The sequence below is a fragment of the Mycobacterium sp. 852013-50091_SCH5140682 genome (assembly GCF_001665685.1).
Taxonomy (GTDB): domain Bacteria; phylum Actinomycetota; class Actinomycetes; order Mycobacteriales; family Mycobacteriaceae; genus Mycobacterium.
Genome location: NZ_LZTB01000025.1, coordinates 1 through 18,849, shown reverse-complemented (window position 1 = coordinate 18,849; position 18,849 = coordinate 1). Strand labels below are relative to the sequence as shown.

General features: G+C 69.1%; 17 protein-coding genes. 5 read left to right on the top strand and 12 right to left on the bottom strand.

Annotated elements, in window-relative coordinates; translation table 11 throughout:
• Positions 1-4: 4 nt before the first annotated feature.
• The 4 genes from whiA to uvrC are packed head-to-tail and all read right to left on the bottom strand — an operon-like array spanning position 5 to position 4,978.
• Positions 5-982: a DNA-binding protein WhiA gene (gene whiA, locus A5784_RS08355; RefSeq protein WP_082944719.1), complete on the bottom strand. Its 978-nt coding sequence runs from the start codon at positions 980-982 to the stop codon at positions 5-7.
• Positions 979-2,046 carry a gluconeogenesis factor YvcK family protein gene (locus tag A5784_RS08350; RefSeq protein ID WP_064944184.1) on the bottom strand — a complete coding sequence of 356 codons (1,068 nt, stop codon included), beginning with the start codon at positions 2,044-2,046 and terminating at the stop codon, positions 979-981. The genes whiA and A5784_RS08350 overlap by 4 nt, the downstream gene beginning before the upstream one ends.
• Positions 2,043-2,960, bottom strand: coding sequence for an RNase adapter RapZ (gene rapZ, locus A5784_RS08345; RefSeq protein WP_064944182.1), 918 nt, complete (start codon positions 2,958-2,960; stop codon positions 2,043-2,045). The genes A5784_RS08350 and rapZ overlap by 4 nt, the downstream gene beginning before the upstream one ends.
• Positions 2,957-4,978 carry an excinuclease ABC subunit UvrC gene (gene uvrC / locus A5784_RS08340; RefSeq protein WP_064944180.1) on the bottom strand — a complete coding sequence of 674 codons (2,022 nt, stop codon included), beginning with the start codon at positions 4,976-4,978 and terminating at the stop codon, positions 2,957-2,959. The genes rapZ and uvrC overlap by 4 nt, the downstream gene beginning before the upstream one ends.
• Positions 4,979-5,035: 57 nt before the next feature.
• On the opposite strand from uvrC, the gene A5784_RS08335 reads away from it, so the two are divergent.
• Positions 5,036-7,003, top strand: coding sequence for a gamma-glutamyltransferase family protein (locus tag A5784_RS08335; RefSeq protein WP_082944716.1), 1,968 nt, complete (start codon positions 5,036-5,038; stop codon positions 7,001-7,003).
• 35 nt (positions 7,004-7,038) lie between these two features.
• Here the strand turns inward: A5784_RS08335 and A5784_RS08330 are convergent, their stop codons facing one another.
• The 4 genes from A5784_RS08330 to A5784_RS08315 all read right to left on the bottom strand — a co-directional run bounded on the left by A5784_RS08330 (position 7,039) and on the right by A5784_RS08315 (position 10,047).
• The gene (locus A5784_RS08330; protein WP_064944178.1) at positions 7,039-7,503 is read right to left on the bottom strand and encodes a PH domain-containing protein; all 465 of its coding nucleotides are present in this window, start codon (positions 7,501-7,503) and stop codon (positions 7,039-7,041) included.
• Entirely contained in the window at positions 7,500-7,982 is a 483-nt protein-coding gene (ribH, locus tag A5784_RS08325) for a 6,7-dimethyl-8-ribityllumazine synthase (RefSeq protein WP_064944176.1), read from the bottom strand. The genes A5784_RS08330 and ribH overlap by 4 nt, the downstream gene beginning before the upstream one ends.
• Positions 7,979-9,349, bottom strand: coding sequence for a bifunctional 3,4-dihydroxy-2-butanone-4-phosphate synthase/GTP cyclohydrolase II (locus A5784_RS08320; protein WP_064944314.1), 1,371 nt, complete (start codon positions 9,347-9,349; stop codon positions 7,979-7,981). The genes ribH and A5784_RS08320 overlap by 4 nt, the downstream gene beginning before the upstream one ends.
• A 98-nt stretch (positions 9,350-9,447) precedes the next feature.
• Positions 9,448-10,047, bottom strand: a complete 600-nt coding sequence (locus A5784_RS08315; protein ID WP_064944174.1) for a riboflavin synthase — start codon at positions 10,045-10,047, stop codon at positions 9,448-9,450.
• Positions 10,048-10,120: 73 nt separating this feature from the next.
• Here A5784_RS08315 and A5784_RS08310 point away from each other — a divergent pair, with 73 nt between their 5' ends.
• From A5784_RS08310 to A5784_RS08295, 4 genes are all read left to right on the top strand, one after another.
• Positions 10,121-10,837, top strand: coding sequence for an LppX_LprAFG lipoprotein (locus A5784_RS08310; RefSeq protein WP_064944172.1), 717 nt, complete (start codon positions 10,121-10,123; stop codon positions 10,835-10,837).
• Positions 10,837-12,459 (top strand): MFS transporter, encoded by a 1,623-nt coding sequence (locus A5784_RS08305; RefSeq protein WP_197514666.1) that lies wholly within the window; start codon positions 10,837-10,839, stop codon positions 12,457-12,459. The genes A5784_RS08310 and A5784_RS08305 overlap by 1 nt, the downstream gene beginning before the upstream one ends.
• Before the next feature lie 345 nt (positions 12,460-12,804).
• A complete protein-coding gene (locus A5784_RS08300; protein WP_064944170.1) occupies positions 12,805-13,854 on the top strand; it encodes an ABC transporter permease in 1,050 nt (349 codons plus the stop codon).
• 2 nt (positions 13,855-13,856) lie between these two features.
• Positions 13,857-14,849: an ABC transporter ATP-binding protein gene (locus tag A5784_RS08295; RefSeq protein ID WP_064944168.1), complete on the top strand. Its 993-nt coding sequence runs from the start codon at positions 13,857-13,859 to the stop codon at positions 14,847-14,849.
• Between the two features lie 8 nt (positions 14,850-14,857).
• On the opposite strand, the gene ribD is transcribed toward A5784_RS08295, so the two are convergent.
• Genes ribD through A5784_RS08275 form a run of 4 tightly spaced genes read right to left on the bottom strand, consistent with a single transcriptional unit; the run spans position 14,858 to position 18,746 of the window.
• Positions 14,858-15,868, bottom strand: coding sequence for a bifunctional diaminohydroxyphosphoribosylaminopyrimidine deaminase/5-amino-6-(5-phosphoribosylamino)uracil reductase RibD (gene ribD, locus A5784_RS08290; protein ID WP_064944166.1), 1,011 nt, complete (start codon positions 15,866-15,868; stop codon positions 14,858-14,860).
• On the bottom strand, positions 15,865-17,256 hold the full coding sequence (locus tag A5784_RS08285) for an RsmB/NOP family class I SAM-dependent RNA methyltransferase (RefSeq protein WP_064944164.1): 1,392 nt from the start codon (positions 17,254-17,256) through the stop codon (positions 15,865-15,867). The genes ribD and A5784_RS08285 overlap by 4 nt, the downstream gene beginning before the upstream one ends.
• Entirely contained in the window at positions 17,253-18,182 is a 930-nt protein-coding gene (gene fmt / locus A5784_RS08280) for a methionyl-tRNA formyltransferase (protein WP_064944162.1), read from the bottom strand. Before fmt ends, A5784_RS08285 begins: the two co-directional genes overlap by 4 nt.
• Before the next feature lie 27 nt (positions 18,183-18,209).
• Positions 18,210-18,746 (bottom strand): LemA family protein, encoded by a 537-nt coding sequence (locus tag A5784_RS08275; protein WP_064944159.1) that lies wholly within the window; start codon positions 18,744-18,746, stop codon positions 18,210-18,212.
• Between the last annotated feature and the right edge of the window lie 103 nt (positions 18,747-18,849).

Below are 18,849 nucleotides of genomic sequence, written 5' to 3'. Positions count from 1 at the left end.
CGGCTCAGGCGTCGTCGAGCAGGTCCGGGGTGACCGCCGACTCGGTGTCCGGAATGCCATCCTGCTTGGCCTTGCGGTCGGCCATCGACAGCAAGCGCCGAATCCGCCCTGCCACAGCATCTTTCGTCATCGGTGGGTCGGCGAGCCGGCCCAGCTCCTCCAGGGAGGCCTGCCGGTGCTCGACGCGCAGTTTGCCCGCCGCCGCGAGGTGGTCGGGCACCCCGTCTCCCAGGATGTACAACGCCCGCTCGACCCGGGCGGCGGCAGCGACCGCAGCGCGTGCCGACCGGCGCAGGTTCGCGTCGTCGAAGTTCGCCAGCCGGTTGGCGGTGGCCCGCACCTCCCGGCGCATCCGGCGTTCCTCCCAGGTCAGCCGGGTGTCCTGAGCGCCCATCCGGGTCAGCAGAGCGCCGATGGCCTCACCGTCGCGGACCACCACGCGGTCACTGCCACGCACCTCGCGAGCCTTGGCGTTGACACCGAGCCGCCGCGCCGCGCCCACCAAGGCCAGCGCGGCCTCGGGCCCCGGGCAGCTGACCTCAAGCGCCGACGACCGGCCGGGCTCGGTCAGCGAACCGTGCGCCAGAAACGCTCCTCGCCAGGCGGCCTCGGCGTCGCCGACGCTGCCGCCCACCACCTGGGCAGGCAGCCCGCGCACGGGGCGGCCACGCAGATCGAGCAGGCCGGTCTGCCGCGCCAGCGCCTCGCCGTCGGTGGCCACGCGCACCACGTAGCGGGTGTTCTTGCGGATACCGCTGGCCGACAGCACGTGCACCACCGCGTTGTAGCCGTAGAGGTCGTGGATGTCCTTGCGGAGCCTGCGCGCGATGATGCCGAGATCCACCTCGGCTTCCACCACCACGCGGCCAGCGACGATGTGCAATCCGCCGGCGAACCTCAGCAGCGACGCGACCTCGGCGCGGCGAGCGCTCACCGAATTGACCACCAGCCGGCTCAGCTCGTCCTTGACCTCGGCTGTCATCGCCACGGATCGTCCCCTCTCGATCTGTTCGGTATCGGTTCCTGCCGCATGACATCAACCGACCTGGCGGTGGGCGTAGGAACCGTGGGTTCCTGCACGATGCCGCCGTCGGGTGTCTTGGCGCGCAGGCCGACGCCTTCCAGGGCCGCGGCCAACCTCGCCGGGTCATGTAAAGGTGTACCAGGTCGGCACACGTCAGCAAACTCAACGCGGGCGTTGAGGATTTTGGCCGTGCGGCTGAGCTGCTCACGTTCGCGCTGGCTCGGCACGCTGCTGGCGTCCACGATGATGTCATGCACCGTGAACTCCGGCGCATGCTGGGCCAGCACATGGATGTGACGTTCCACCGAGAAGCCCGCCGTCTCACCGGGCTCGGCCACCAGATTCAGCACCAACGCGCGGCGCGCCGTCGTCGCCTGCAGGGCGGCCGCCAACTGGGGCACGAGCACATGCGGGATGACGCTGGTGAACCACGAGCCCGGGCCGAGCACCACTAGGTCGGCGGCCATGATCGCGTCGATGGCCTGGCGTGTGGCCGGCGGATCACCCGGCAGCAACCGCACGCGGCGCACCTGACCGACGGTCGTCGCGATGGCAACCTGACCGCGGATCACCCGGCTCATCCGGGGATCGGATTCCAGCCCGGCCACGTCGGCCTCGATCTGCAGCGCGATGGGGCACATCGGCAGCACCCGCCCCTTGACCCCGAGGATGCGGCCGAGTTCGTCGAGCGCGGCCACGGGGTCGGCGAGGACCTCGTTGAGCCCGGCCAGGACCAGGTTCCCGATGGGGTGCCCGGCCAGCGCTCCGCTGCCGCCGAAGCGGTGCTGGATGATGGTCGCCCACAGCCGGCCGTGCGGACTGTCGGATGCCAACGCCGCCAATGCCATTCGAAGATCGCCGGGTGGGACGACGTCCAGCTCCGAACGCAGCCGGCCTGACGAGCCACCGTCGTCGGCCACGGTGACCACCGCGGTCACGTGCGGCGTGAGCCGCCGGGCCGCCGACAACGTCGCGTACAGGCCGTGTCCACCGCCCAGAGCGACGATGCGCGGCGCGCTCATTCGCGACCCAGATCCCGGTGCAACACCCGCACCGTGAGTTTGTCGCCGCCCGCCAACCGCTGCGCCAGGGCTTCGGCGATCGCGACACTGCGATGCTTGCCCCCGGTGCACCCGATGGCCACGGTCATATAGCGCTTCCCCTCCCTGCGGTAGCCCTCGATCACGACATCCAACAGCCGATGGTAGGTCTCCAGAAACTCGTGGGCGCCGGGCTGACCGAGGACGTAGTCCCGTACCGCCGCATGCTGGCCGGTGTGCGGGCGCAGCTCGTCGACCCAGTGCGGATTGGGCAGGAACCGCACATCCATCACCGTGTCGGCGTCCATCGGCAACCCGTATTTATAGCCGAACGACTCTACTGTCACGTTGGTGTCTGACACCGCCTCGCCGCCGAAGGCCCGCTCGATGCTCGCCCGCAGTGCAGGCACCGGCAGCGCCGACGTGTCGATCACGAGGTCGGCCACCGCACGGACCGGGGCCAGCATCGCGCGCTCCGCGGCGATCCCCTCGGCCAGGGTCTGATTGCCCTGCATCGGGTGACTGCGCCGGTTCTGCTCGTAGCGGCGCACCAGGATGGCGTCGGACGCCTCCAGGAACAGCACCCGCGGTGTGATGTTCCGCGTGGCGAGCTCGTTGCGCACCGAATCCAGGTCGCCTGTGAAGCCGCGGGACCGCGCATCCATCACCACCGCCAACTGGGTGATCCGCGACCCCGCCGCCAGCCCGAACTCGACCATCCGGGCGATCAGCTCGGGCGGCAGATTGTCGGCGACGTACCAGCCGAGGTCCTCGAGCACCTTGGCCGCGGTGCCGCGTCCCGCCCCGGACAAGCCGGTGACCAGGACCACGTCGATGCCGGAATCGGCGACCGCCCCGGTGCTGTCGAGAGGGTCCCGATGTGGCTGTTCTGTCACGCCCGATCCGCCTGCCGTTCACTGGTGTCCATGTCCGCCCCTGTCATCGCACTGCCCCTCGCTCGATCATCCTGGATAACGGTTGCGGCTGCGCCGGAATCCGGCGCGCTCAGCGCCTCCCGCACGGCCCGCGCCGTCGCGACACCAATACCCGGCACCGCGGTGATCTCCTCCACGGTCGCTTCTTTGAGCCGGGCCACGGATCCGAAATGGGTCACCAGCGCCTTGCGCCGATTCTCCCCCAGCCCCCGCACCGCATCGAGGGCCGACGCCGTCATGCGCTTGGACCGCTTACTGCGGTGGTAGCTGATGGCGAAGCGATGCGCCTCGTCACGCACCCGCTGCAGCAGGTACAGCCCTTCGCTGGTGCGCGGCAGGATCACCGGATCGGGCTCGGCGGGCACCCACACCTCTTCGAGACGTTTGGCCAACCCGATCACCGCGACATCGTGGACGCCGAGCTCCTCGAGCACCGCCGCCGCGGCATTGACCTGCGGGGCGCCGCCGTCGACCACGAACAGGTTGGGTGGGTAGGCGAACCGGCGCGGCCGCTGCTCGGCCGTCGCATCGGGTTTGATGTCCGCGAGGTGACGCTGGAACCGCCGCCGGGTGACCTCGGCGATGGAAGCCACGTCGTCGGAACGTCCCTCCCCCGCCGCCTCCCGGATGGCGTAGTGGCGGTAGTCGCTCTTGCGCGGCAGCCCGTCCTCGAAGACCACCAGCGACGCCACCACGTCGGTGCCCTGCACGTGGCTGATGTCGATGCACTCGATGCGCAGCGGCGCGTCGGCCAGCCCGAGCGAGTCCTGGATGCTCTGCAGAGCTTCGGATCTGGCGTTGAAATCCCCGGCTCGCTTGAGTTTGTGCTGGGCGAGCGCCTCCTGCGCGTTGCGTTGCACGGTCTCGGCCAGCGCGCGTTTGTCACCGCGCACCGGGACCCGCAGCGCCACCCGTGAGCCGCGCAACCCCGACAGCCAGACCGCCAGCTCGTCGGCGTTGGGCGGCAGCACCGGCACCAGCACCTGGCGCGGCACCGGATTGGTCGCCTCGTCGGCGGCCCCACCCAGCTCGGCCTGGTCGCCATAGAACTGGGTGAGGAACTGCTCGACCAACTGCTCCTGCCCGGACTGCTCCGGATCACCGGACTTCTCCACGATCCAGCCGCGCTGGCCGCGCACCCGCCCGCCGCGGACGTGGAACACCTGGACGGCGGCCTCCAGATCGTCGTCGGCGAAGGCCACCAGGTCCGCGTCGGTGCCGTCGCCGAACACCACCGCCTGCTTCTCCAACGCCCGCTTGAGCGCAGAGATGTTGTCCCGCAAGCGCGCTGCCCGCTCGAAGTCGAGTTCCTCGGCCGCGGCGAGCATCTGCTGCTCCAGGTCGCGGGCCAGCCGATCGGTGCGGCCTGCCAGGAAATCGCAGAAGTCCAGCACGATCTGCCGATGCTGCTCGGCGGTGACCCTTCCGATACAGGGAGCCGAGCACTTGTCGATGTACCCGAGCAGGCACGGACGCCCGATCTGGTTGTGCCGCTTGAAAACTCCGGCCGAGCAGGTACGCGCCGGGAACACCCGGGTGAGCAGGTCGAGGGTTTCGCGGATGGCCCAGGCGTGCGAGTACGGACCGAAGTAGCGCACGCCCTTCTTGCGCGGGCCTCGGTACACCATCAACCGCGGGTATTCCTCGTTGAGCGTGACCGCCAGCACCGGATACGACTTGTCGTCGCGGTAGCGGATGTTGAAGCGAGGATCGAACTCCTTGATCCAGTTGTACTCGAGCTGCAGCGCCTCGACTTCGGTGTTCACCACCGTCCACTCGACGCTTCCCGCCGTCATCACCATCTGCCTGGTACGCGGCGCCAGGCCGGTGAGATCGGCGAAATACGACGTCAGTCTGCTGCGCAGGCTCTTGGCCTTGCCGACATAGATGACCCGCCCGTGGGGATCGCGAAACCGGTAGACGCCCGGTTCAACTGGGATCGATCCGGGCGCCGGCCGGTATGTCGCTGGATCGGGCACGGATTCAAGGTTACTGCCGCGATCCGACTGATCTCCGCTACCGTCGAGAGGGTGCGGATGCTGGCGTCCACGCGATTGGTCATCGCCCTGCTCACTGGCGTCGTGTTGGTTCTCGGCGGATGCGCCGGCGACAGTCAGCGCCGAAGCGCGACCACGCCCGCACCGTGCACGATCGCCTCCAACGGCACCCCGACACCCAAGACCCCGACCGCTCCCGCGCCACCGCCCGCGCCGGGCACGACGGCAAACCTGGCGACCAATCCCGAAGTGGCGACGGGCTACCGCCGTGACATGACCGCGGTTCACACCGCCACCTACGCGGTGGCCACGGCGAACCCCCTTGCCACCGAGGCCGCCTGCAAGGTGTTGCGCGACGGCGGCACCGCAGCGGATGCCCTGGTGACCGCGCAGGCCGTGCTGGGCCTCGTGGAGCCGCAGTCCTCCGGCATCGGCGGTGGCGGCTTCCTGGTCTATTACGACGCCGCCTCCGGGGCGGTGCGGACGTTCGACGGCCGCGAAACCGCGCCTGCCGCGGCCACCGAGAACTATCTGCGGTGGATTTCGGATACCGACCGCGCCGCGCCGCGTCCCGATGCCAGGGCCTCGGGACGCTCGATCGGCGTACCGGGCATCGTGCGGATGCTCGACGACGTCCACCGCACCTTCGGCAAGAAGCCGTGGCGTGAGCTGTTCGAGCCCGCGGTGCGACTGGCCGACGACGGCTTCGACGTCAGCCCCCGGATGGCCGAGGCCATCGCCGACGCCGCGCCCCAACTGCGCGGCGACCCCGCGGCCGCGGCATACCTGCTGCACCCCGACGGCAGCCCCAAACCGGTGGCCACCCGGCTGACCAACCCCGCCTACGCCAAAACACTCGGCGCCATCGGGTCGGGTGGCGCCCAGGCCTTCTACACCGGCGACATCGCCCGGGCCATCGTCGCGGCGGCGACCGACACCTCCGGAGGGCGCACTCCGAGCTTGATGACCGAGCAGGACCTTGCCGGCTACACCGCCAAGGAACGGCCGCCGCTGTGCACCGGGTACCGCGGCCGCGAGATCTGCGGCATGCCACCACCGTCGTCCGGCGGTATGGCCGTGGCCGCGACGCTGGGCATCCTGGAGCACTTCGCGATGAGTGCCGACCGGCCCACCGACGTCGACCTCAACGGCGGACGCCCCACCGTGATGGGAGTTCATCTGGTCTCCGAGGCCGAGCGGCTGGCCTACGCCGACCGCGACCGCTACGTCGCCGACACCGACTTCGTGCCGCTGCCCGGCGGCACCCCCCAGACCCTGCTGGGCGGCGCCTACCTGACCGGACGCGCGGCGCTGATCTCTCAGCAGCACACCATGGGCACGGCGCAGCCCGGCAAATTCGGTCCGCCTGCCACCGCGGCACCCGCGCGTGAACACGGCACCAGTCAGGTCAGCATCATCGACAGCTACGGCAATGCGGCGTCATTGACCACGACCATCGAATCGTCGTTCGGCTCGTTCCACATGGTCGACGGCTTCCTGCTGAACAACCAGCTCACCGACTTCGCTGCCGATCCCGTGAGCCCCGAGGGGGTCCCGGTGGCCAACCGTGTGCAGCCGGGCAAGCGGCCACGCAGTTCCATGGCGCCGACGCTGGTGTTCGACAAAACGGGGCCGGGGCGCGGGCCGCTGTACGCGGTGCTGGGCTCCCCGGGCGGCTCGGTGATAATCCAGTTCGTCGTGAAAACGATTGTCGGCATGCTCGATTGGGGCTTGGACCCACAACAGGCGGTGTCCATGGTCGACTTCGGTGCCGCCAACACCCCGGAGACCAATGTCGGCGGCGAGCATCCCGTGGTCGACGCCTCAGGTCCACCCGGCGCTCAGGGCGATCACGATCCGCTGGTCGCGGGGCTGCGCAAGCTGGGCCACCGGGTCAACGTCGCCGACCAGTCCAGCGGACTCTCGGCCATCATGCGCGCACAGCCAGGCTGGGTGGGCGGCGCCGACCCGCGCCGGGAAGGCCTGGTGATGGGCGACGCCCGCTGAATCTGGGCACGCCGCAACGGGTGAACCGGTTGTAATCAGCCTGCGCTCGGACGGTACTTGTCGGTCAACGTCCGCAGTTGGTCCATCGCGTCGACGGCCCGGCCTTTGTCGATCGCCTGGATGGCCATCAGCGGGATGTACTCGTCGTCGGGCAGGTCGACCCTGGCCCACCTTGCCCCGACCGGGAAAGACACTCCGACCACATCGGTCCACGGAATCAGCTTGTACGACACGAGATTACGCACGGCCAGGCCCTGCGCACCGATACGCAGCCGCGGCCGCGTGAGCATCAATACCGCGCCGGCGAGGATGACGCCGAGCAGTGCCATGGCGACCTGGTCGGAGGTCTGGAACACCACGCCGGTGGATCCCACCTTCAGCAGCGCGCCGATGGTGATATGCGCTGCGATGAGTACGAACGCTGCGATATAGGCGAACATCGGTGTGCGATATGGCTTTATCTCAACGTCCCAGCCGGCTTCAGTCATCGCCTTGGTCATGCCAGCGCGCGCAGTTCCCGCAGCGTCAGCGCGGTGGACAGGGCCGCGGCGGCGGCCTGCGCGCCCTTGTCCTCGACCGACCCGGGCAGCCCGGCCCGGTCCAGGGCCTGTTGCTCGTCGTTGGTGGTCAGCACACCGTTTGCCACCGGCGTCGACGCATCCAGCGAGACCCGGGTCAAGCCCTGGGTTACGGCGTCACAGACATAGTCGAAATGCGGTGTCTGACCGCGGATCACCACACCCAAGGCGATGACGGCGTCATGCGTTGCAGCCAATGCCTGTGCCACAACGGGAATTTCGATGGCGCCCAGCACCCGCACCACGGTCGGGTCCGCGACACCGGCCTCGGCCGCCACCTTGCGGGCGCCGTCGAGCAGGGCGTCACAGATCGTGGTGTGCCAGGTGCTGGCCACGATGGCCAGCTTGACCGTCGAGGCGTCGACCTTGGGCATATCGGGAACGCCTGCGCCCCCACTCATTTGTCGTCTCCGCCGACGCTACTCACAGGGCCGCCCGAAGCCGGGATGTCGCCGGAATCGTTCGCAGTCGGCGGGCGCCGGTCCCCGAGCAGGTACACGGCCTCGTCGTAATCGTCCATGCTCACCGCTTCGTCGTAATCGTCGAGCCCGACCAGATCGTGGCCCATGCGGTCACGCTTGGTCATCAGGTATCGGATGTTCTCGGCATTGGCGCGCACCGGCAGCGGCACACGCTCGATGATGTGCAATCCGTAGCCGTCCAGTCCGACGCGCTTGGCCGGGTTGTTGGTCAGCAGCCGCATCGAGCGGATACCGAGATCGACCAGGATCTGGGCGCCGATGCCGTAATCCCGCGCGTCGGCGGGCAGGCCAAGTTTCAGGTTGGCGTCGACGGTGTCTTCACCCGCGTCCTGCAGCTGATAGGCCTGCAGCTTGTGCATGAGGCCGATGCCGCGGCCCTCATGTCCGCGCATGTAGAGCACCACACCGCGGCCTTCTCGGGCCACCATCGCCATGGCGGCGTCCAGCTGCGGACCGCAATCGCACCGCCGTGAGCCGAACACGTCGCCGGTCAGACATTCCGAGTGCACCCGCACCAGCACGTCGTCGCCGTCGCTGTGCGGTCCGGCGATCTCACCACGAACCAGCGCGACGTGTTCGACCTCGTCGTAGATGCTCTTGTAGCCGACCGCGCGGAACACGCCGTGCCGCGTGGGAATTCGGGCCTCGGCGATGCGTTCGACATGCTTCTCGTGCTTGCGGCGCCACTCGATGAGGTCCGCGATGGAAATCAGCGCCAGGTCGTGCTCGTCGGCGAACACCCGCAGCTCATCGGTGCGGGCCATGTCGCCCTCGTCCTTCTGGCTGACGATCTCGCAGATCGCGCCTGCGGGCTGCAGTCCCGCGAGCCGGGCCAGGTCGACGGCGGCCTCGGTGTGCCCGGGGCGGCGCAGCACGCCACCGTCTTTCGCGCGCAACGGCACCACATGTCCGGGCTTGGCGAAGTCTTCGGCGACGGCGGCCGGGTCGGCCAACGCGCGCATGGTCGTGGCCCGGTCCGATGCTGAAATACCGGTTCCCACACCCTTTTTCGCGTCTACCGTCACGGTGTAGGCAGTGCCGTGCTTGTCCTGGTTGACCGCATACATCGGCAGCAGGCCGAGCCGGTCGCAGACCTCGCCGTCGAGCGGGACGCACAGGTAACCCGAGGTGTACCGCACCATGAACGCCACCAGCTCCGGCGTGGCTTTCTCGGCGGCGAAGATCAGATCGCCTTCGTTCTCCCGATCCTCGTCGTCGATCACCACCACGGCCTTGCCCGCGGCGATGTCGGCAATCGCCCTCTCGACGGAGTCGAGCCTGGTCATCTTCGCCACCTTGCCTGTTCCAGTGCCGGCTCCGGCGCGGAACCCGTTGTCATCGTGTTCAGTATGAACCACCGGAACCCAGCGGTTATTGCCAGCTGTTACTGACCGGTGCCCGCCATCAACCGCTCAACATATTTGGCGATGATGTCCACCTCGAGGTTCACCCGGGTGCCCACCTCGGCGGTGCCGAGCGTGGTGAGCTCACGCGTGGTGGGGATCAACGAGACCTCGAACCAGTCGTCGGCGACCGCGGACACTGTGAGCGAAATCCCATCGACGGTGATGGAGCCCTTCTCGACCACATACCGCGACAGCTCCCGCGGCAGCGCGATCCGCACCACTTCCCAGTGTTCGGACGGAGTGCGGGAGACCACCTCGCCGGTGCCGTCGACGTGGCCCTGCACGATGTGGCCGCCGAGGCGGCTGTTGACGGCCGCGGCACGTTCCAGATTGACCTGGCTGCCCACCCCGACACCCCCGAGGCTCGACCGGTTGAGGGTTTCGCCCATGACATCGGCGGTGAAGGCGCCGTCGGGCAGCACGTCCACCACGGTCAGGCACACGCCGTTCACCGCGATCGAATCGCCATGGCCCGCGTCAGCAGTGACGACAGGCCCTCGGATGGTCAATCGCGCAGCATCGGTCAGCTCTTGCTTGTCGACCAATACGCCCAGCTCTTCAACGATTCCGGTGAACACAGCCCCCAGAGTATTGGAGCCCGCCCACGGTCGGAGAAAGCAGCCCGTCACCGCGAGCCTCTACGATGCAGTCATGCAGACGCGCCCACGCTTCGCTGTCCAATCCCTGCTCGCAATCCTTTTCGCAGCGGTCGCATTGATCGCCGGGTGTTCCGACAAATCCGCGGACAAGTCCAACGAGCCGTTGCCGGACGGGGCCACCCTGATCCAGCAGTCCACCGCGACCACGAAGGCCCAGCAGAGCGTTCACCTGCAGCTGACCACCCAGGGCACCGTCAGCGGGCTGCCGATCCAGAAGCTCGACGGTGACCTCACCAATTCCCCGGCGGTGGCCGCGCAGGGCACGGCCGATGTCACCGTGGCCGGCCAGAAGATCAGCGACGCCAAGTTCGCGGTGGTCGACAACGATCTGTGGGCGGCGCTGACCCCCGGTGATCCGCTGTCGAACTGGGGCCCGGCGGCCAACATCTACGACATCGCGGCCATCCTCAGCCCGGACAAGGGCCTGGCCAACATCCTCGCCAACTTCACCGACCCCAAGGCCGAAGGCCGCGAGACCATCGGCGGCGTCGATACCGTCCGGGTGACCGGGCAGGTCTCCGCCGATGCGGTCAACGCGATCGCCCCGTCCATCAAGGCCACTGCGCCGGTCCCGGCCGTGGCGTGGATCAGGTCCGACGGCGACCACGCGCTCATGCAGGCCAAGCTGACCCCCAGCGAGGGCAACAGCGTCACCATGACGTTGTCTGACTGGGGCAAGCAGGTCACCGTCGCCAAGCCTGCGGGCTGATGCCGATGCCCCGGACATCGAGCCGCGGTATCGCGATCAGCGCGGGCAGCCTCGCGGTGCTGCTCGGCGCCCTCGACACCTATGTCGTGATCACGATCATCGTCGACATCATGAAAGACGTCGGTATCGCGGTCAACCAGATCCAACGGGTCACCCCGATCATCACGGGATACCTGCTGGGCTATATCGCCGCGATGCCGCTGTTGGGCCGCGCGTCGGACCGGTTCGGCCGCAAGATGCTGATCCAGGTGGGTCTGGCCGGTTTTGCTGCCGGCTCGATCGTGACCGCGCTGTCCACCGATGTGACCGTGCTGGTCATCGGCCGCCTCATCCAAGGCTCGGCCAGTGGCGCCCTGCTTCCTGTGACGCTGGCGTTGGCGGCCGACCTGTGGTCCGCACGTAACCGTGCCGGCGTGCTGGGCGGAGTGGGTGCGGCGCAGGAGTTGGGCGCCGTCCTCGGCCCGATGTACGGCATCGCGCTGGTCTGGCTGTTCAACCACTGGCAGGCGGTCTTCTGGGTCAACGTGCCGCTGGCTCTTATCGCGATGGTGATGATCCACTTCAGCCTGCCGCCGAAGGACAAGGATCAGCCGCCCGAGAAGGTCGACGTCATCGGCGGCGTGCTGCTCGCGATCGCGCTCGGGCTGACCGTCGTGGGGCTCTACAACCCGGAACCCGACGGCAAGCATGTGCTGCCGTCCTGGGGTGTTCCGGTGCTCATCGGCGCTGCCGTGGCGACAGTTGCGTTCTTCGCGTGGGAGAAGGTTGCCAGGACGCGGCTCATCGATCCCGCAGGCGTGCACTTCCGGCCGTTCCTGGCGGCGCTGGCCGCCTCCCTGTGCGCCGGCGCGGCGCTGATGGTCACCCTGGTCAACGTCGAACTGTTCGGGCAGGGTGTGCTGGGCCAGGATCAGAACCACTCTGCGTTCCTGCTGCTGCGTTTCCTGATCGCGCTCCCGATCGGCGCGCTCATCGGCGGCTGGTTGGCCACCAAGCTCGGCGACCGGCTCATGGTGTTCGCGGGCCTGCTCATCGCCGCGGGCGGTTTCGTCCTGGTCTCGCACTGGTCGGTCAATGTCCTGGCCGATCGGCACAACCTGGGCCTGTTCACCCTGCCCGTGCTGGATACCGACCTCGCGATCGTGGGTCTCGGCCTTGGTGTCGTGATCGGTCCGTTGACGTCTGCGGCGCTTCGGGCGGTGCCCTCGGCCGAGCACGGCATCGCGTCCGCGGCCGTGGTGGTGTCCCGCATGATCGGCATGCTGATCGGCATCGCGGCGCTGGGTGCGTGGGGCTTCTACCGGTTCAATCAGCACCTGGCGACGCTTGCCGTCGCGCATCCCAACGCCAACATGTCACTGGTCGAGCGCCTGACTGCGCAGGCAGCCCGGTATCGCGAGGCCTACGTGATGATGTACGGCGACATCTTCCTCAGCGCGGCAATCGTGTGCGTCATCGGCGCGCTCGTGGGTCTGCTCATCGCGGGCCGGCACGAGCACGCCGAGGAGATCCCGGCCGAGGGATCTGAAGATTCCGACGATGCCGCGACCGAGCTGATCAGCGCGCCGACTCGGGTGAGCAACGGGTCTGCCGATCACCCGGGCCGGCACCGCAGTCAGTAGCTCAGCAACGCTCGACGCCTGGCCGGATGCGCGGGGGTTCACGATGAGCCGGCGCGCGCCGGGCCGGGAGGACGCCACGTAGCTGGGCACATACCAGAGCCTTGACGGTTCGCGGGGCGATTCGCGGGTTCAACGGGGACGTACTGAGCCAGTCCTGCAGAGCGGTCACGCTCGTGTTCCTTTGCTCAAATTCACCGGGCGCACGTTCGTCGGCGAAAGCGCTTTGGTACGAGTGTACCGAGACACCCCGACAACCGGCTGTCCGAGAACGGCCCCGCAACCGGTGAAATCGGCCCCTTGCCACAGCGGCGCTCGGTAATCTCCAGCCATGGCCGAGGCGTCGACATGCTGATGGCGGCGCTGCGTGACCTGCAGTGGCGACGCAGGCGGTTCGCCATCGCGGTCGTCGGCACCGGTCTGGTTTTCGCCATGACCCTGGTCCTCACCGGCCTGGCCAACGGCTTCCGGGTCGAGGCGCAGCGCACAGTCGACGCGCTGGGTCTCGACGCGTTCATGATCAAGGCCGGCGCGGCGGGCCCCTTCCTGGGCTCGGCGCCCATTCCGATGGCCGAAGTCCAACGGGCCGAACACCTTCCAGGGGTCACGGCCGCGGTGCCGCTGGTCTACGGCAGCTCGACGATCCCCGACGGCGCGTCGCCGCGCAACGTCAACGTGTTCGGCGTACCGGAGCGGGGCCCGGGCGTGCCCGCGGTGGTCACCGGCCGCTCCCCCGCGGCGCCCGACGAGGTCGCCGCCTCGACGACCATGGGCCGCGATGTCGGCGCCGACGTCGACATCGGCGCCCGGCGGCTGCACGTCGTCGGACTCGTCGACGATTCCACCGCCCTGGCCGGGCAGGCCAACGTCTACCTCACGGTCACCGGCGCGCAGCAGCTGCTGTTCTCCGGGCAGCCGCTCATCTCGTCGATCGGTTTGCGCGGCAACCCCACCGGCGCGCTCGACGGCTACCGGGTGGTCGACCGCGGCGGCGCGGTGGACGATATGGTGCGGCCGTTGCGCGGCGCCAACCAGGCGATGACCCTGATGGCGGGGCTGCTGTGGGCGGTCGCCGCGATGATCGTCGGCTCGGTGGTGTACCTGTCCGCACTCGAACGGACCCGCGATTTTGCGGTGTTCAAGGCGGTCGGGGTGGCCACCCGATCGATCCTCGCCGGGCTCGCGATGCAAGCCGTTCTGGTCGCGGTGCTGGCGGCGCTGCTCGGCAGCGGCCTGTCGATCGTATTGGGCCCGCTGTTCCCGATGCGCTGTGACGTGCCGACGGTGGCGTTCACCGCACTGCCACTCATCGCCGTGGTGATCGGCCTGCTGGCCAGCATCGCCGGGCTGCGCCGCGCTGTCGGGGTCGACCCTGCACTTGCGTTCGGAGGACCCTGACCGTGGCCGATCTGCGCATCAAGGATCTCGTCGTCGAATACTCCAGCGGCGACTACGCCGTCCGGCCCATCGACGGCCTTGACCTCGAAGTCGAGGCCGGGTCGTTGGCAATTCTGTTGGGCCCCAGCGGATGTGGCAAGACCACGCTGCTGTCCTGCCTCGGCGGCATCCTCAAACCGGCGGCCGGGCGCATCGAGTTCGGCGATATCGACGTCACGGCACTGGCCAGCCGGGAGCTTGCGTCCTATCGACGCGACACCGTCGGCATCGTCTTCCAGGCGTTCAACCTCGTGCCCAGCCTGACCGCGCTGGAGAACGTGATGGTGCCCATGCACGCGGCGGGGATGTTCCGGCAGGACGCGCGTCGGCGCGCCGAAGAACTGCTCACCCGCGTCGGCCTCGAACACCGGATGCGCCACCGACCAGGCGATTTGAGCGGCGGGCAGCAACAGCGCGTCGCGGTGGCACGAGCGATTGCCCTCGACCCGCCGCTCATCCTGGCTGACGAGCCCACCGCCCACCTCGACTTCATCCAGGTCGAGGAGGTGCTGCGGCTGATCCGTGAACTCGCCGCAGACGAGCGCGTTGTAGTCGTCGCCACACACGACACCCGCATCCTTCCGCTGGCCGACCAGGTGGTCGAATTGGTGCCGCACATGACCGAGGCCCACGAGGGGCCGGAAACGGTTCGGTTGCGGGCGGGCGATGTGTTGTTCGCCCAGGGCACGATGGGTGACCTGATCTACGTAGTGACGGCGGGCGAGATTTCCATCTCGCGCGAATTGGCAACCGGCGGTGAGGAAATGGTGAGGATCTCCACTCCCGGCGATTACTTCGGCGAGATGGGTCCGCTGTTCGGGCTGCCCCGGTCGGCGACCGCGCGGGCCCGCACCGACGCCACCGTCGTGGGCTACACCGTGCAGGCATTCCGCGAACGGCTCGGCCCCACGGGTGTGCGCAACCTCATCGAGCACCGGTCGCTGGACGACGAATAGCCCGACGCTCAGCCGGGTACGAGGCTCAGTAGCACGTCCGGGCCGATCGGCTCGACCCCGTCGAAGCGCCAGCGCTGCGCATGGGCGATGCTGGGCACACCGACATCGTCGACCGCGGTGATCGGGCCGCCCAGCAGGATCGGTGCCATGTAGGCGATGATGCGGTCGACCGCGCCGGCACGCAGGAACGCGCCGGCCAACGTCGGGCCCCCCTCGAGCAGCACATCCGTGCGGTCGGCGAGGAACTTGAGCACCTCGTGCGGATCGTGGGTCCGGATCACCATCGTGCGCGAATCGTCGTTGAGCACTTTGGCTTCCGACGACACTTCGCGATATCCGACGACGACGCGCAGGGGTTGATGCTCGGCGAGGCTGCCGTCGGCCAGGCGTGCCGTGAGCGCCGGATCGTCGGCGAACACCGTGCCGGTGCCGACCACGATGGCATCGATCACCGCGCGCCTGCGGTGCACGTCGGCGCGTGCCGCCGGGCTGGTGATCCACTGGCTGGATCCGTCGGCGGCCGCGCTGCGGCCGTCCACACTGGTGGCGAACTTCCACGTGACGTGCGGAAGCCCCGTGCGCTGCTTGTGCAGCCATTCGCGCAGCGGCCCCCGCGAGACCTCGTCGGCCAGCACACCGGGCACCACCTCGATACCCGTCTCGGCCAGCCGTGCCGCGCCCCCGGCGGCCACCTCGTTGGGATCGGAAACGGCGTACACCACCGTCGAAACACCCGCTGCCACAAGCGCATCCACGCACGGCGGGGTGCGGCCGTGATGGTTGCACGGCTCCAGGGTGACCACCGCGGTACCGCCCTGCGCCCGCTGCCCGGCCCGGCGCAGCGCCATCACCTCGGCGTGCGGGCCGCCGGGCGGCTGGGTGGCGCCCACCCCGACGACCTGACCGTCGCGGTCGACGATGACGGCGCCGACGGGTGGGTTGGGATAAGTGGTGCCCTTGACCCCGTTCGCCTGCTCGATCGCCAGGCGCATCATGGCGTCGGTCGCCGGTGCGCTCATCGCACCCTCAGGGCCGCGGCGAACATCGCGTCGGTGCCGTGCCGGTGCGGCCACAGCTGCACGTAAGGCCCGGCGCCGAGGTCGTCGGCCGGGGCGAACAGCTCTCGGGCGTCCAGCGCGGTCACCGGCTGGCGGCGCAGCGCGTCGGCCACCACCCCGACCGTCTCGGCCAGATGCGGAGAACAGGTCGCGTAGAGCACGACCCCACCTGGGCGGGTCAGCTTGATGGCCGCCGCCAGCAGCTCCTTCTGCAGTTTCGCCAGGCCGGGAACATCGCCGGGCGCGCGACGCCAGCGGGCCTCCGGGCGGCGCCGCAGCGCACCGAGGCCCGTACACGGCGCATCGACCAGCACCCGGTCGAACCCCGGCGTCAGGCCCGAGTCGCGGCCGTCCACCCGGTGCACGTCGACGCCAAGGCCGCGGGTGTTCTCCTCGACCAAGTCAGCGCGGCGCTCCCCCGGCTCGACGGCGGTGACCCTGGCACCCGAAGCGGCCCCGATCGCGGCCAGCAGTGCGGTCTTGCCGCCCGGTCCGGCACACAAGTCCAGCCACCGACCCGTGTCCGGCCCGTCGAGCTCGGCCAGCGTCAGGGCCCGGGCCACCAACTGGCTGCCCTCGTCCTGAACCTGCGCGGCGCCGTCGCGGACGGCGGGAAGCCGCCCCGGATCGCCGCCGGGCAGATACACCGCGTACGGCGAGTACTTGCCGACGGTGCCGCCGGCCTGCTCGGCGAGTTCGTCGGCCGTCAACGCGCCGGGCCGGGCCGCCAGGTGCACCAGTGGACGCTCGTCGTCGCTGGTCAGCAGGGCGTCGAGGTCACTGGCCCGCGCACCGAGCGCGTCGGTGAACGCCTGGGCGATCCAGCGCGGATGGGCATGGACGAACGCAGCATGCCCGACCGGATCGGTGGCCGCCGCCGGGGCCAGCTCGTCGGTCCAGGCCTGCTCGTCGCGCGAGGCAATGGTTCGCATCACCCCGTTGACGAAACCTGCCCGGGCCGTGTCGAATTCGATGCCGGCCTGGTCGACGGTGGTGGACACCGCGGCGTGCGGCTCGACCCGAGTGCGCAGCAACTGGTAGGCGCCCAGCCGCAGCAGATCGAGCAGCACGGGATCGATGTTTCCGGTGGGCCGCCCAGCTGCCTTTTCGATCACCGCGTCGAGCAGCCCGCGGGCGCGGCAGGCACCGTAGGTCAGCTCGGTCGCGAAAGCGGCGTCCCGACCCTCGATTTTGCGTTCTGTCAGCAATGCGGGCAACGCCAGGTTGGCGTAGGCATCGCGTTCGGACACCGCGCGCAGCACGTCGAACGCCGCGCGCCGCGCGGGATGCAGCGGGGTGCGCCGCGGCTGACGCTTGCGTTGCGGTGGCCGCTTGTCGGGCCGGGTCATGAGGCTCGTACCGACTCGTCGAGCCGGGCGCCTCGCGCCCAGTCGGCGGCGTCCATCAATTTCTTGCCGGGCGGCTGAATCTGACCCAGCCGCACAGGCTGCGAACCCGTGCCCACCACCACATCCTTGCGGTGCACCTCGATCACGCCGGGAGCCAACGGATCGGCGTCATCGACCACCGTCACCGGGCCCACCTTGACCCGCTGGTCACCGATCATCGTCCAGGCACCCGGGTTGGGGGTGACGGCCCGGATGTGGCGGTCGACGACATGGGCGGGCAGATCCCAGCGCACCTTTGCTGCCTCCACGGTGATCTTCGGCGCGATGGTGATGCCGTCGGACGGCTGTGGTACCGCGGTCAGCGAGCCGTCGGCGATCCCGTCGATTGTCGCCTCCAACAGTGCTGCGCCCGAAACGGCAAGGCGGCCAAGCAGATCGCCCGCGGTGTCGGTGCTACCGACAGCTTCGGTGACCACACCGTAGACGGGGCCCGAATCCAACGCCGGTTCGATGAGGAACGTGGTCGCACCGGTCACGGTGTCCCCCGCGCCGATGGCGGCCTGCACCGGTGCCGCACCGCGCCACGCGGGCAGCAGCGAGAAGTGCAGATTGACCCAGCCCCGCGCCGGGACTGCCAGCAGCCGTCGGCTCAGCAGCGCGCCGTAGGCCACGACGGCACAGCAGTCCGGGGCCAGTTCGGTGAGCTCGGCGACGAATTCGTCATCGTTGGGCCGCGCCGGGCGCAGCAACGGGATGTCGTGCTCCAACGCCAGCTTCGCCACCGGCGACGGCGCGGGCTTGCCCCGGCGGCCCGCGGCGGCGTCCGGGCGGGTGAGCACGGCGACGACTTCGTGGCGCGGTGAGTCGATGAATCGGCGCAGCGACGGCAGCGCGGGTTCGGGGGTTCCGGCAAAGACGAGTCGCACTGCGCCAGTGTAGTGGCGCCCCGTTGGCTACTTCGGCGTCCGGTAGTACTCGCGTTCGGAGACCCCGGCGATCGGCGCCACGTACATCCCGGGAATGGTGCCCACCAAACGGTTCAGCGTGGCCACGGCGTCGTTGTAGTACTGGCGGGCGAAGGCGAGCTTGTTCTCTGTGTCGGCAAGGTTCTTCTGCAGGTCCAGGAAGTTGTTCGACGAGTTGAGCTGCGGGTAGGAGGTGCCCAGGGCCAGCACGCCGGCCAGGGCGTTGTCCAGATTCTGCTCGGCGGCGCTGCGCCGGGCGACGGACGTGCCGTCGGTCGCCGCAGCGAGGGCGGCGCGGGCAGCGCTCACCCGGTCGAAGATCGCCTGTTCATGTGTGGCGAAGCTCTGCACGGTGTGCACGAGGGCCGGGATGAGCGCGGCGCGACGGGTCAGTTCGACGTCGATGCCACTGAGCGCCTCGGACACGGTGATGTCCGCTGAGCGAATCTTGTTGTAGCCCGCCACAAAGCCGAACAGCACGAGCACGGCGAGCGCCAGCACCACGACCAGCAGCACCGTCACCATGACCCACCTCCTCCTCCGCCGAACAGGCCGGGCAGGATGCCCGGCAGCACCTGTCTCTTATACACATCTCCGAGCCCACGAGACTACGCTGCATCGAGTATGC